This window comes from Deltaproteobacteria bacterium (genome assembly GCA_018668695.1).
GTDB lineage: Bacteria > Myxococcota > XYA12-FULL-58-9 > XYA12-FULL-58-9 > JABJBS01 > JABJBS01.
This window is the reverse complement of sequence record JABJBS010000360.1, coordinates 1-15,106: the sequence shown is the minus strand read 5'-3', so window position 1 is coordinate 15,106 and position 15,106 is coordinate 1. Positions and strand designations below refer to the sequence as shown.

Annotated in this window: 10 protein-coding genes; 7 read left to right on the top strand and 3 right to left on the bottom strand. The window is 50.8% G+C overall.

Features of this window, described 5'->3' with window-relative positions:
* A partial coding sequence (locus tag HOK28_20670; protein MBT6435521.1) for a hypothetical protein occupies positions 1-3,398 on the top strand: 3,398 nt, incomplete at its 5' end.
* A 260-nt stretch (positions 3,399-3,658) separates the two neighbouring features.
* Here the strand turns inward: HOK28_20670 and HOK28_20665 are convergent.
* The 3 genes from HOK28_20665 to HOK28_20655 all read right to left on the bottom strand — a co-directional run bounded on the left by HOK28_20665 (position 3,659) and on the right by HOK28_20655 (position 7,069).
* Positions 3,659-4,834 carry a hypothetical protein gene (locus HOK28_20665; GenBank protein ID MBT6435520.1) on the bottom strand — a complete coding sequence of 392 codons (1,176 nt, stop codon included), beginning with the start codon at positions 4,832-4,834 and terminating at the stop codon, positions 3,659-3,661.
* A gap of 208 nt (positions 4,835-5,042) precedes the next feature.
* The gene (locus tag HOK28_20660) at positions 5,043-6,167 is read right to left on the bottom strand and encodes a hypothetical protein (GenBank protein ID MBT6435519.1); all 1,125 of its coding nucleotides are present in this window, start codon (positions 6,165-6,167) and stop codon (positions 5,043-5,045) included.
* Positions 6,164-7,069, bottom strand: a complete 906-nt coding sequence (locus HOK28_20655; protein ID MBT6435518.1) for a hypothetical protein — start codon at positions 7,067-7,069, stop codon at positions 6,164-6,166. Before HOK28_20655 ends, HOK28_20660 begins: the two co-directional genes overlap by 4 nt.
* Positions 7,070-7,336: 267 nt before the next feature.
* Between HOK28_20655 and HOK28_20650 the strand changes: the two genes are divergently transcribed.
* From HOK28_20650 to pgeF, 6 genes are all read left to right on the top strand, one after another.
* Positions 7,337-8,830 carry a response regulator gene (locus HOK28_20650; protein MBT6435517.1) on the top strand — a complete coding sequence of 498 codons (1,494 nt, stop codon included), beginning with the start codon at positions 7,337-7,339 and terminating at the stop codon, positions 8,828-8,830.
* A gap of 231 nt (positions 8,831-9,061) precedes the next feature.
* Positions 9,062-11,470 carry a S8 family serine peptidase gene (locus HOK28_20645; GenBank protein MBT6435516.1) on the top strand — a complete coding sequence of 803 codons (2,409 nt, stop codon included), beginning with the start codon at positions 9,062-9,064 and terminating at the stop codon, positions 11,468-11,470.
* A gap of 78 nt (positions 11,471-11,548) precedes the next feature.
* Entirely contained in the window at positions 11,549-12,787 is a 1,239-nt protein-coding gene (locus HOK28_20640; GenBank protein MBT6435515.1) for an aspartate kinase, read from the top strand.
* Positions 12,780-13,280, top strand: a complete 501-nt coding sequence (locus HOK28_20635; GenBank protein MBT6435514.1) for a helix-hairpin-helix domain-containing protein — start codon at positions 12,780-12,782, stop codon at positions 13,278-13,280. Before HOK28_20640 ends, HOK28_20635 begins: the two co-directional genes overlap by 8 nt.
* Before the next feature lie 52 nt (positions 13,281-13,332).
* Positions 13,333-14,229, top strand: a complete 897-nt coding sequence (psd, locus tag HOK28_20630) for a phosphatidylserine decarboxylase (GenBank protein MBT6435513.1) — start codon at positions 13,333-13,335, stop codon at positions 14,227-14,229.
* Positions 14,230-14,237: 8 nt separating this feature from the next.
* A complete protein-coding gene (gene pgeF / locus HOK28_20625) occupies positions 14,238-15,044 on the top strand; it encodes a peptidoglycan editing factor PgeF (protein ID MBT6435512.1) in 807 nt (268 codons plus the stop codon).
* The last annotated feature ends 62 nt before the right edge of the window (positions 15,045-15,106 follow it).

Here is a 15,106-nt window from a genome sequence, read left to right as displayed (position 1 = left end):
TTCTTTGTTTTTTGGGAATGGCCGTCGCCTGTACCGCGGTCGATGATCCAGGAACTGGATCAAATGATGATGCCGCTGATGCCAGTGATGCCGCTGATGCCAGTGATGCCAGTGATGCCGCTGATGCCAGTGATGCCAGTGATGCCAGTGATGCCAGTGATGCCGCTGATGCCAGTGATGCCGCTGATGCCAGTGATGCGACAGACGCAAGCGATGCGAGTGACGAAACTGATGCAAGTGACCCAAGTGACCCAGAGCCTATCTGTGGTAACGGTGTCATCGAAGAAGGTGAAACCTGTGACGATGAGAACGCAGAGACTGAAGACTGCGAAGCACTCTACGGTCAAAGTTGCACGGTTTGTGATTCAACCTGTCAGGACCTCGTGATTTATGGTCCATATTGCGGCGATGGAACCACTGATGAAGGTGAAGAAGCTTGCGATGACGGTAACGAAATAGACGACGATGAATGCTCGAACACATGCGTAGCCTGCGAGGGTGAAGTTGACTCTTGCGGCATTTGTAATGGCGGTGATGCAACGATTGATTGTAACGGCGATTGCGGCGGCGACGCGACCATCGACAACTGCATGGTATGCGATGCAGATCCAACCAATGATTGCCTTGATAACGTTGGCCTCTCTTTTCAGGCAGATTCTTACTACGACGATATCAGCTGGGTGTTAACAGACGAGGACGGGACTGAACTTGATTCAGGTGTTGGTTCTGAAGACGCTGAAACCATCTACCACTTGCTTGATGATGGCACTTATTGCCTCGAAGTCACGGACGCATTTGGTGATGGTGGTCTTACAGGCAGCATCAACGTCGACACGGACGAAGTTGTTGAATGGTATTGGGGTGACTATCTAGCCACCACTGAAGTTTGTTTTGACGTTATGACGGCATGTAAAGCAGAGGGCGGCCCTGACGCTTATTACGATGCTTGTGGTGCATGTGATGCAGATCCTGAAAACGACTGCGTCGCTGACTGTGAAGGAACCATGGGCGGAACCGCCGCGGTTGATTTCTGCGGAACTTGTGATGACGACGCAACCAACGATTGCGATTGCAATGAAGAAGTGGGCGGTGCAGCCTCTCTAGATGCTTGTGGTACCTGTGATGCAGATACAACCAATGACTGCACACCCAACGTGACCTTGATTTCTGAAAGCTACAATTATTCCTACGAGAACAGCTGGGCATTGGAAGATGCTCAAGGCAACGTGATTGCTGAGGGTGCACCTTCTTCAGACTACACAACAGAGGAAGTGTCCTTCGAACTAGCAGAAGGTTATTATTGTGCGGTTGCTAAGGACTCATACGGCGACGGTAAGTACAGCCTTTCTGTTGCATGGTACGACAGTGTGATTGGCGCAGCCGGTGGTGACTCTAATTGGGGTAGTGAATCTCGCTTCTGCTTTACCGCGGGTCTCGATTGCGCTGGTGTCGAAGGCGGTGATGCCGTTGAAGATGCCTGTGGTACTTGTGACAACGACGCGACGAATGACTGTGACTGCGCAGGAACACCTGCCGGTACAGCGTATGAAGATGCTTGTGGCACGTGTGATGACGACGCAACCAACGATTGTGACTGCGCCGGTACACCAGGTGGTGACCGAGTAGAAGATGAGTGTGGTACCTGTGACAGCGACCCAGCTAATGACTGCACACAAGATTGTGCCGGTACTTGGGGCGGCGACGCGGTAGAAGATCAGTGCGGCACGTGTGACAACGATGCAAGCAATGATTGTGAACCCAACATTATTATCAACGTAGATAGCGATAGCTATGCGAGTGAAAGCAGTTGGAAGTTGACTGACAGCCAAGGCAATATCATCTCTGAAGGTGTGCCAAGCGCGAACAATGTTGTCGACTCATCGGGTGTATTCTTGGATGACGGCCGCTACTGTATTGTTGCTATGGATTCATATGGTGATGGCGGTCTTGGTGTAACCGTAACCATCGGTGCAACCACATTGGCCAGTGCCGGTGGTACATTTGATTGGGACAACGAAGATGAAGCCTGCTTTATCGTCGACAACGCATGTTTCGCGAACGGAGATGGATTTACCACCGATGAATGCGGTACATGTGATGACGACGCTTCCAATGACTGCGTGCAGGATTGTGCGGAGGAATGGGGCGGAACGGCAACTACAGATGACTGTGGAACCTGTGATGATGATCCGGCAAATGATTGCCAGCCTAACGTTTCTTTGAAGACTATTGCTACGAACTGGGCCTATGAGAACAGCTGGGAGTTAAAGGATTCAGATGGAAACGTGATTGAGAGTGGCGCACCAACAGGTAACTACCAAGAAGATACAACTCAGCTTCTTTTGGCTGATGGTTCTTACTGTCTGGTGCTGAAAGATTCTTATGGTGATGGTGGTATGACTGCTGAGCTTAGTGTGAATGGTGATTTGATGTGGACATCAGCTGGCGGCAGTTACAGTACTGAAGAGCACTGTTTTGATGTAGCACCTCCAGCAGCAGCAGATTGCAACGGTGTTGCCGGTGGTGATGCCACTGAAGATGAATGCGGTACTTGTGACAACGATCCATCCAACGACTGCGAGCAAGATTGCAACGGTGAATGGGGCGGAGCTGGTATTGCAGATGAGTGCGGTACTTGCGACGCGGATGCAACCAATGACTGTACTCCAAACGTTACTTTCCAGACCAACGCAGACAACTATGCTTATGAAAGTTCATGGGCGTTGACTTTAGGGGCAGAGCTGATTGCAGAAGGTGCACCGGCTTCGGGCGGCGATGTCGATGTTTTCACATGGGCCCTTGAAGATGGACGCTACTGTTTGACCGTTAAAGATTCCTACGGCGATGGCGGCATGACTGCTTCGTTGACCATCAATGGCACAGAAGACTGGAGCCTTTCAGGCAGCTATTCTGAGGAAGAATACTGTTTTACGATTGGTAATGACTGTGCTGGCGTTGAAGGCGGTGAAGCATCTGAAGATATGTGCGGCACATGTGATGATGACGATACCAATGACTGCGTGCAGGATTGCCGTGGTACTTGGGGCGGCACTGAAGATGACTGCGGCGCAGTCACCGTATGGTTAAGCTGTGATGAAAACTACGCCGACAGCCGTTGGCGAGTATTCGACTCAGAAGACAACACCATTCTGGATGCAGGTGAGCCTACTGAAGAGAATCAGTACTCTCCATTGGATTGGGACCTTGCTCCTGGTGAATATGGAATGTGCTTCTATGATGCAGCAGCAAGCGCCGGTGACGGTGGTTGCGGCGGTGAAGCAAGAGTAAATGGTGAGTCTGTCGCTACTTGGGAAAAGGGTGATTACACTTACTCTGGTTGTATCTACTTCAGCGTACCTGAAGAAGAAGTTGTAGATGATGGTGGCGATGATGAATAGCTGTCGCGCACCCATGCTTGTTATGAGTAAGACAAACTCTTAATCAGTGAATAATACTTAAAGGGCTGCATCGACTTTCATGAGTTGATGCAGCCTTTTTTTATGACTTGAATCAGGGTTTCATGACCGGTTTTGTAAAATAGCGAAGCAAAAGAGCAGTAACCCGGTTTGAGCCTGCGCGTTATGAGATTGAGCGGGAGCGGGTTGGGGTTACCTGAATGCGAGAGAAGTGAGACCACAAAAAGTGCAGGGAAGAATGCTTAAAACACAAGCGAACCAGGCAGACCCAGATCACTTGTGGTCACTGAGATGCCGTGAGCCTCAATGCTGCCATTCATGCCTTCCGATAACTCAGTTTGCTCGTAGATAGTTTGTTCCATGAGGTCGTCGACTTGGCTAAGAAGCACATCATCTTGAATCTTTTCAGCAATGAGACGGAAATCATACGTTTTAGGATTAAAGCTCGCATCTTCCAAGGCGCTTCGAGGGACATCAGTCTCCATGAGTACCGCGCCGGTTTCGCGGGCCAGGGCCGCAAGTTCTTGGGCCACCTCTTCCGAGAGCATCATAGTAACCTGCTGCCCTAAGCCATTCTCTCCTTCAACACGGCCATTTTTGAGCGCCTGGGCCACTTCAGCTTTCGAAATGTAGCCACTTGGTTCTTTGCTTCCAAGATTCTCCATCCACGATAAATTATAGCCATAGATATTTTCTTGGCTGGCAATCAGCCACCGGGCATAAGGAGCAAGAGCTGTATACATCCCCGTTGTTGCCATCGCACAAGCAGCCATGATCACAAGGTCGAGTTTAGGCAGACAAGGATTGGCCAGTGTTGTGAGCGCTTTTTCAAACGCAAATTCAAGTTCTGCATGGTTTAGGGAAGAGTCATTTGTGGAATCAAACCCAACTTGGTCGCCGTCGCCGTGGCCTGCGATCATCAATCCATAGTTGGTTGTGCTGGTATGCTTGAGACCAAAGAGGACAAATTGTGAAAGCGTCTCGTAACTACCCATATTGAGATCGCCCTCAAAGCCTTGGAGCCAACTTAATTTATAAGGCGCCGTATCTAAAAGCTGTGGGCTTCCATCACGCTGAATTTGGTAAAGCTGGGCGCAGCTATCAAGCACTGGTCCCGTGGTTGTTGAAATAGGCCAAAGAGGAGCTGAGCATCTATCGACTAAAACCAGTGCTTCTACGTTGTTTGGAAGGGGCGGCATCGTATTGAGGTAGCGCGTTGTGCTGGCGTCAAAGCTTGAACCACCGTCATCTGCCACAATGTAGAATAGAAAAGTCCATGACCTATCCTTTTGGGGGCAGCTTGTTGCTAAGCCGCTTGGATCATTCAAAGACTCTTGAGAGTTTGAACCAAGTTCGGCGCAGCCGCAGAGTAGGGCGCAGATGAAAATCGTAATGAACTTGTTTCCTAAGGGTTGCATCGGTGCCTCAAAGAAATGATTGCCTTGCAACGCTTAGAGTGGGCGCTCTTGGGTGTAGGCATCTTTTCTCTGCGGAGCGTAGCATCTTCGTATTCATTTCGCATCCATGAACACAGGTACATGCTGGTTTTTTAATCTCGAGGCGGGGAACTGGACAAAAAAAAGGGCGACCTTAAGGCCGCCCTTTTAATATTTATAGAAGACTCACTTAGAGTTCAGTACACTCAGCCAAGCCGCTTTGCAGCTCTGTGCAGGTTACGCCCTGCTCTTTGCCGCATACTTTCCAGTTGGTCTGGCATGAACCGATGGAGCTGCCATCGCCAAGCTCTTGCATCACACAGGAAGATAAACAGTCGGCTTCGGTGTTACAGCGGATACCGGGAGCATTAGCACATGTACCGTTAGCGCAGAAGTTACACTCAAGATCTTGATTACAGGGGCTGCCGTCTGTCAGGCAAAAACCAAATCCAAGAGTGGTGTCACAGAGACCTTCTTTGGTAACACAATCAGCATTGGAAACGCAGCTGCAATAGGTTAAATCACCCTCAGAGGTGGAGAGGCAGACACCGCCGCTGAGGCAGTCAAGATCACTTGTGCAACCGGTTTGGCCCACTGTTTGAACACCGCCGCAGCCAGGATAACCGTTGGGGCAATCAGCGTCTACGTCGCATACAGGAGCGCAGTAAGCACCGCCTGAATTACTCATGTCATCCAAGAGGCAGATGGTGTCGAGTCCGCACTGTGTTAGCGAGTTTTGCCCGCAGGTGTCGCAGAGCGTAGATTGAACAGGGTGCGGAACACACGCGCCGGCTTCGGTGCAGACTTCGCCGTAGTCACAATAAGTTGCGTCTACTGTAGGGCTGGTTGGGCAAGTTGTGCAGTTACCTGGTACACATGCATTGTCTTGGCAGACATAGCCAAGCTGGCAGTCACCAACATTGCGGCAGCCGTCTTCGCACTCACCTGTTGTGGGGTTGCAGTACTCGTTAAAGTCGCAATGAACTGTAGAACCACAATCGCCGGCAGGTATACAAATACCGCCCGTTGCATCAGCCGAGTTACAAATTTCGCCTTCTGCGCAGTCTTGATTACCAAGGCATGGTGGTCGAGGCTGACAAGACCCGAAATCGTTGCATTCGTAACCAGCGCCGAGAGCAAGCTCACAAGCATCGTCTGTGGTGCACTTGCAGGTGGCCGTTGGAATATCGCAAGCTTGACCTGCAGGGCATTCAGAATCGTCTGAGCACCCGTCAATAGAGGCTCCAGTTGCCTTGCAGCCAACGAGCGCAAAAAAACCGACGAGGGCGAAAGTTAAGATAGATAGATTTTTCATTGTGGGAACCCTCGGAACTTAACAGTGATTTTGCTCTGAGCTTCAGGGACGCTGTTGGCGCCAAACAGAATAGAGTTGGTTGATTCGTTGTACGTCCAACCATCAGAATTACTGCCCTGTGCAACAGCGACATCGTCTACTTTTACACAAAAGGCAGCAGGCGCTAGCGAACCGCACGGGAGCAACATCGACCGGTCTGGAATTGCTGTGAGCTCGAATCTCGATTTGAGACCAGATGCCGTCAGTGAAAGTTCCCGAAGTGTCTCGCTGAACTCATCACAGATACTTGCGAAAACGCCGCCGGTTTGGCTGGCTAAATCGATGTAACGGTCGCCAGGCTGTGCGTTACCGATGGTACCAGAGCATCCTGTACCAGGGTCACCCACGATGGATGAAACACTGATTTTACTTTCGTTGCCTGGGCCTTTGTAGCTTTCGAATAATTTTCGGTAGTAAGACACAGGGCCAAAGCTCTTATCATCTTCGTCGCTAACCATAATGATAAAAAGCGTAGCATTGTCTCGAATGAAATTGCTGTTAGGCGGTACCGGATCTTCGCCCGGATTCCATTGACCAAGGCCAACACCGAGTGCAAGAGAGGCCGCTTCAAATGCTTTTTCTGAAGCTGAGCCAAAAGTACCAACCTTTACATTGTCGAGAAATGCGTCTTGTGGACCGATGGTCGTAGGATCGATGAAAAGTTCACCACTCACGCCGGTGTGTAGGATACCGCCATCAGCTGTGTCCGTAGAAACCACACCGATATGATAGTCGACGCCGGTTTCAACCAAGTTGTTGATGAATGCTTGAAAAGATTCACCAATGCCATTTTGGTTCGCGGCCATGGAGTTAGAGTTGTCGACTACCCAAAGGATATCGATTTCTGGGCTTGTGTTTTGCACGAACTCTTCCACTGTGTAACTCAGCTGGGAGAGGGTATCTTTGGCGCAGCCTGTTATTAACAAGGCTGTTAGGGCGACTGCCAATGATACTATGGTCTTCGGGTTGGACCGTAGTTGCATCGTTCATACTCTTTTCTATTGAAGAAAGGGTTGTTGCTGTTCCGGCGGCACCCTAGAAAGTGCGCACCTGATTGTCAATGCAGGCTGTTTTGCGATAACTCTGGTATGTTCGTCAAGTTCAGGTATCGATCGGATTAAATAAAACCCATGGAAGCAGAGCAGAAAGAATTAGAATGTCCGCCCAGCCGGGTGCTGGTTGTGGACGATGAGCCGCTTATTCGAGAGCTTTTGGTGGAGTGCCTAGAGATCGCAGGGCTCACCGCTGATGCGGTGGATTGTGGTCCAGCGGCACTCAAGTTGATGAAGACCGAATCCTTCGATTTGGTGCTCACCGACATGAAAATGCCTAAAATGACTGGCTTAGAGCTGATTCGGCGCATCCGAGACTTCGACGAGGATGTGGTCACTATTATGATGACCGGTTTCGGCACCGTGGAATCTGCGATTGAGGCCATGAAGCTGGGATCTTTTGATTATATCCTTAAGCCCTTTAAGACAGAGCAGATTTTGACTCTGGTAACCAAGGCACTGCGTGAACAACAATTAAGCCGTGAAAACCTAGCCTTACGTGAGACTGTCGGAATTTATGAACTCTCTGAAGCGCTCTCGAGTTCGATGCCACTTGATGACCAGTTGGAGTTGATTGTCTCTACCGTGCGTAACCAATTTCGGGCGGACTGTGTCTCCATCGTGGTCGCCGATCCTGAAAAACCTGGAACGCTCATTGAAAAGGCGGGTTTTGGAAGTGACCGGGTCGGTATCAACCGCGAGGCTTTGTTTCAGGAGGTCGTCAACGGACAGGGGCTTGTCGGACTGGGTAATGAGACATGCAGCTGGATGAACCGCCCTCAAACAGCTGAACACAAAGTGGGGGCCTACATGGCAGTTCCGCTGAAAATGCGGGGCTCTCCATTTGGCTTTTTGGCAGCTATGTCCTTGAACTCGGCCTCTTTATTTCGTGAAGGCCAACGAAAAGGTTTGTCTATTTTAGGGGGTAAAGCTGCCAATGCCATCGAGACTGCGCGGATGTACAAAAACCTTAAAGGTACATTCACGGGTACGATTGAAAGCCTTCAGCGTGCCTTGGAAGCCAAAGATGCTTACACGCAAGGCCACTCCGATCGGGTCGCGATGTACTCGAAGATGATTGCCGAGGCCATGAACCTGCCCCCGATGGATGTGGATCGTATTGAGCACGGCGGTTTGATGCACGATATTGGCAAAATCGGTATCCGCATCGACAAGCTCAACAAACCCCAACGACTTACGCCCGAAGAGTATGAGCTGATTAAGTCTCACCCTGTTCACGGCAAACGAATTTTAGAACCGATTAGCTTTCTGAGGCATTTGGTTCCCTGCGTCTATCATCACCACGAAGCTTGGGACGGCTCAGGCTATCCGGCGGGGCTTGAAGGTGAAGAAATCCCAATGGAATCAAGGATTTTGGCGGTTGCTGATGCCTATGATGCCATGACGACAGACAGACCTTATCGCAAGGCACTGCCTCATATCGTAGCCATGGGAGAGCTTGATCGCTTTGCTGGGAAGCAGTTCGATGTGCGCGTGGTTAAGATTTTCCGTGAAGTGATTGAGCAGCATCGTCAGGAACGCATTGAGCTGGGCTTGATCGTTCCTCTTTAATCCAGTTCTACAATCACTCTTACCTGGCGCGCCTTCTCTTCATGGTTGCTGGACCGGACCTGGCTGTGTTAACTTGCCGCCATTGTGAGGAGATTTGTTTAAAGATCTTCACCCGGTAAGCGAACTATTTTTCACCTTTGCCCATTTGAAAAATATTCGAGAGGCCATTTACGGCGCGTGAAATACGTACAAATGCGGTCGCGCGGTATATGATGGAACAATGGGGTCCCAATGCTAATAGCAATTCTAACAACCGCAGTGATGGGTATGACGTTGTCTTTTCAGACAGCAACCGGAATGGTTACCCTTGAGCCTGATTCGACAGTTTTGGCCGTCGAGGCCCCCAACCCGGCAACCATCCAGGATATAGCCAGCCACCTCAAAGCTTCCGAGGTGCAGTGGCTTTTCAACGATTTCTATTTGCTCAACGCAACGCCGGCGACGCTCAAACAAATCGAGCAAGCCAAGCAATTACACACGAATATCAAGGAGCTTGCGGTCTACACCCGAGAAGGTCAAACAAGTCACTTGATAGCGGATGGTAAGATTCTTTTGCGCTTTGATGCCGGACTTTCTCAAGCGGACCAAGAACAGATTCTGACAATGGCTGGCGTTGCAGATTTTAAATTACGACTCGACGACGGCCGCACTTATGTTGCTGAGGTTTTACCCGAGAATACAGTCGAGGCCGCTCAGCGGCTGGCTGGTCTTCGCGGAGTTGATTACGCCCACCCCGATTTCATTTATCAAAAAAGCCGTACACTTGAGCCTGACGATCCACTGACTGAAGATCAGTGGCACCTCAACCTTGTGGGTGCCCGGGCTGCTTGGGATCTGGAAACTGGTTCTGCAGATGTAATCATCGCCATCATTGATTCGGGAGTCGATTTGTCGCATCCAGAATTTGAAGGCCGTTTGGTTCACCCACGCGACTCACTTGAGTTTGATGAAGACCCTACACCCGATACATACGACGGTCATGGTACCAGTTGTGCCGGGCTTGCTGCTGCCGCCATCAACAATGCAACCGGAGTTGTTGGTATCTGCCCTGGCTGTTCAGTGATGCCAATTCGTATCATGAGTGAAAATGGTTATGGGCGATACGGTGCTGATGTGGATGCGTTTGAATGGGCCGCAGATCATGGCGCCTCTATTTTATCCAACAGTTGGGGAACGGCAGAACCTTCCAGTATCCCCAGTGCCATGCAGGCAGCGATTCAGTCAGTTGCAGATGAGAGCCGTGAGGGCGCCGGTGCACTGATTCTTTTTGCTTCGGGCAACGAGTATCGAGAGAACTTTGATTACGAATTGGCCAGCCATCCATCTGTGTTAGGCGTGGGAGCAACCGACTCAAGAGACCTCAAAGAGTACTACAGCAATTGGGGCAACCAGCTCGATATTACGGCGCCAGCGGGTTCTGTAACGACCGATATTCAAAGCGGCGGCGGTTATTCTAGCGGCGATTATACATTCCAGTTCGGTGGAACAAGCGCGGCTACACCCGTGGCAGCTGGCATCGCAGGGCTGATTTTCAGCATTGATTCGTCTTTTACCCGTGCACAGGTGGCCAGCATTTTGATGGCGACAGCGGATAAAATAGGCAATCAGCCATATGAAGATGAATTCAATCCTTACTACGGCTTTGGTCGGGTGAACTCTTTTCGCGCGGTTCAAATGGCCACTGGCGGAGAAGTATGCGCACCCCTTCCAGAGGATTGCGAGAATGGTCTAGATGACGATTGCGATGGGTTATCCGATGATGCCGATCCCAACTGCGCTCCGGCGATTACGGCGATAGGTGCTCCGTGCACACAAGATTATGAGTGTGGTCAAACAGGAACGTGCCTCTTAATCGATTACGGCTACCCCAACGGTTATTGCAGCATTGGTTGCGAAGATGAATGCCCAGGAGATGGTACTTGTGAACGGCTTTGGGGCAACAACTATGCTTGTTTTGATGGTTGTGAAACCCGTGACGATTGTCGAAGTGGTTACGACTGTTTAGAAACAGCCTCTGGCAATTTGGCCTGCTCACCATCGTGTACCGTTTTGGGATGCGGCGAAGGGGAGACTTGCAATTATACGACAGGTAATTGCAGCCACGACGGCCCGAGTACACCAGGTGGTGCTTGCATTCAAAACAATGAATGCTCCGATAATGGTACGTGTTTGACCGAAGGCGATTACGGTTTTCTAGGTGGTTTTTGTGCCGTCACTTGCCGCGACGAGAAGCCATGTGAAACCGGTTACGATTGCGTTGATTTTGGGCGTTATGATTTTTGTGTTCCAACATGTGAATACAGCTCAGATTGCCGAGACGGTTATGTCTGCCGAGCCGATGTCGAAGACCCAACATTTGGCCGCTGTTTTGAATCTTGCGTGACTGCTGGATGTGAAGACGACTTTTGCAACGAGTACGGACTTTGTGGGTCGGTTTTACCCCCTCGTTTAGGCGATCGCCCTGAGCCCGTTGAGCCAGCTCCGCCTGCTTGTACCTGCGATACGACGACAAAATGTAACAACAATTGCCCCTGCGATCCTGAATGTGCCCCTGACTATGACGCCGGTGGATGTCAGGCGAATCCGGCTGGATTATGGTGGCTTCTTGGTGTGCTCGGTATTTTTCGCCGCCGCCGTTGAACAATTCTGACAAATTCTAGTGCCTGATCGTATTTTCTGGGGTTGCACATTGCTCCAAAATTTATAATGCATTGCATTATGGAACTCGTAGTACAGAAATTTGGCGGCAGTTCCGTCGGAACGCCAGAAAAAATTATTCACGTAGCCGAACGCGTCGCTCGTCGTGCCAAGACGGGTGTGAAAGTCGTTGTGGTTGTCTCTGCAATGCAGGGGGAAACCGATAGGCTCCTTGGTCTCGCACATGCTGTTTCTAAACGGCCTGATGCACGTGAGGCAGACCAACTCTTGGCAACCGGTGAACAAGCTTCAGCTGCTTTGTTGGCCATGGCCTTACGTGAACGGGGAACACCCGCACGATCCATGACTGGCACGCAAATGCGTTTGCGAACCGATGGCGCATTTTCTCGCGCGCGCATTCTCACTCTCGACAGTGATGCGGTTCACGGCCCCTTGAATAATGGGGAAGTGGTTGTAGCGACGGGTTTTCAAGGTATTGATGCAGAGGGCAACCTTACCACTCTCGGCCGCGGCGGTTCAGATACCAGTGCGGTGGCGCTTGCTGCTGGGCTTGGTGCTGATGAGTGCGAGATTTATACCGATGTGGAAGGCGTGTTTACGGCCGACCCACGGATTGTTCCGGACGCTCGAAAGCTCGATGAAATTAGTTTTGATGAAATGATGGAAATGGCCTCACAAGGCTCGAAAGTTTTACAGATTCGCAGTGTGGAGTTGGCTATGAATCACGATATCCCGATTCGCGTTCGTTCGACCTTTACCGACAACCCAGGAACTCTGGTGCGCAGTGAAGATGATACTATTGAAAAACTGGTAGTGCGTGGGGTTTCGCATAATGCGAATGAAGCCAAACTGACATTGCGTCAGGTTCCCGACCAGCCAGGTATCGCTGCGCAGATTTTTACCACGCTTGCCGGCGCAAACATCAACGTCGATGTGATTGTTCAAAACACTTCTAAGGATGGGACCACGGATCTTTCCTTCACGGTTGGTATGACGGATTTGGCTGAGGCCAGTGACATATTGCAAAAAATCGCTTCGGAAGTACGTGCCGAGAGTTTTGAGGTCGACGACAAAATCGCCAAGGTTTCAATTGTTGGAGTTGGCATGCGTGCGCATCCCGGTGTGGCGGCGGCCATGTTCGAATCCCTCAAGGCGGCAAACGTAAACATTCAAATGATTACGACCTCTGAAATTAAAGTAACCTGTGTGATTGAGCGCGAGCAGGTTGAAGCGGCGGTTCGCGCACTTCATGATTCGTTTGAACTCGCAGGCACCAAGGTGAGAGCTGAGAGTGCCTGATCAGAAAGGCACGGTCGCTTTAGGAGCAGGACTTCTTGCTGCTTCACTTGGCCTTTGGTTGAGCCTCACAGCCGTGGAGCTAGCCCTTGCAGCCCCCACCACGATCAAGCCATCTCACTGCCAGCTACCGATTGAGGTGGTAGGGCAAGGAACGTCCCGCCTTAACTGTGACCCGGATTCAGCTTTTTCTTCATGCGGAATTCTCAACCCGGGAGACCGCGTAAGCCTGGTGAACCAAGATTGTTATGTAGAGCGCGGTGGTATGCAGGCTGAAATGAGGCTTGTGGCTGATCTGCCTTTATTGCTCAATAAGGTCAGCGCCGGAGATTTGGCGCTCCTGGATGGTATTGGACCCAGCCTCAGCGCGGCAATTATCGAATACCGGGACCATAGCGGACCATTTAAGCAAGTCGATGAGCTTTTGGCGGTTCGAGGAATCGGGAAAAAGCGCCTGAAGAGGCTTCGCAGACATTTGTCTTGTGCTAAACCTTGAACGGGGGCTTGTCTCCAGCATAAAGATAGCTTCCAGTACTAAAGGGAACGAAATGAATCGCAAATACGTTGTAGAGTTCGTGGATCGCATTCCACAGGCCGTAGTCTCACGGATGTGGGGCTGGCTTGCCCGGCGCAAGCATCCCAAAGTTGCAATCCATCTTCTCAAAAGTACTTTTGTAAAAGCCACGGGGATCAATATGCAGGAAGCTGCCAATCCCGCGATTGGTGCTTACCCATGCCTTGAGGATTTATTTGTTCGTAGTCTCAAGCAAGGTGCACGCCGCATTGAGCCCGACCCCACCGCTTTGGTGAGCCCGGTTGATGGCCGAGTGGGTTCTGCAGGGACTGTTGAGAATGGCACGATGTTCCAGGTAAAGGGTCGCAGTTATAAGCTTAGCGATCTGCTTTACGATGACGAGGAAGCAAAGCGATACGAAGGCGGTCCTTACGTAACATTGTATTTATCGCCGAAAGACTACCACTTGATTCATGCGCCGGCGGCTGGTGTAGTTTCAGAAGCTTCCTTGATTCCAGGTGCACTGATGCCCGTATTCCCTGAAGCATTGGAACGCGTTGATGCTCTTTTCGCCCGAAACGAACGGTTGATCACTTATTTGGATTCTGCGGATGCAGGACGATTGGCGGTTGTTAAAGTAGGTGCCACTTTAGTCGGCCGCATATCCGTTCCCTACGACCCTAACTTGCAGACCAACCGTAAGGGCCAGAGTCAGCAGGTTTATAAGTATGACCCCGCTCATTTGATTCAAAAAGGTGCCCATCTGGGAAGCTTCGAATTGGGTTCAACTGTTGTGTTAGTCGGTGAAAAAGGCCGTGTCACCCTGGAAGGTCTCACCGAAGGCGCAGCCGTTCGTATGGGACAGCGCATTGGAACCATTCAAGAACGCAAAGCCAGTAAGTCTACTCGTTCTGGTTCTTCTGCGGGTTAACTGAGCGCATGCCACAAACCCAAGCGATTGATCTTAAGCCCGCTTTTCAGGAGCCGGCCAAACCTGAAATATTACGCCGTTCTCACGTCTTGTCGGCTATCCCCAACATTGTTCATGGTTTTACCGGAATAACCGGTGGCTGTTCCGAGGGGGCTTTTAGCAGTTTGAATCTAAGCCTTCGGGTGGGCGATGAGCGAGCTGCGGTACTTGAAAATCAGCGACGAGCCATGCACGCCGTGGGTAAGAAGTCGGCCCGATTGATTACGGTAAAGCAAGTTCATGGCAACGGCCTGGTTCAGGTTACCCAAAACGCAGGTAAGCAAATTCAGGCCGATGGGTTATGGACCCGTGACCGAAAAGCAGCCATTGCAATTCTCACCGCAGATTGTGTTCCCATTTTGTTAGCAGACCAGTCGGGCACAACAGTATGTGCGATTCACGCCGGATGGCGTGGTACCAACCTCAAGATTGCCAAGGTTGCGATCGAGGCTTTGGTTGAGGCTGGGGCGGAGCTTAATGAGCTTTGTGCTGCAATAGGGCCTTCTATTGGTTTCGAGGCATTTGAGATTGGCGCAGAAGTGGCGGTTGAGCTTCGAGATTCGCTGGGCGAGAGCTCGATGATTGAAGATCGTCCCGATGGTAAAGCACGAGCTGATTTACAGGGATTAAATAGAGCACTTTTGTTAGAAGCTGGTCTCGATCCAAGCCGCGTTGAAGTAATTCGTCATTGTACCCAAAGCCAAGAGGGTTATTTTTCATACCGCCGAGACCAGGGCAAAACCGGTCGGCAGGGCGCCATGATCGCGCTGGCTTAACGCGCGCGCGCAAACGACGACACTTTTTTATCCATGCGAGGGCAGCTCGTAACCACCCCGAG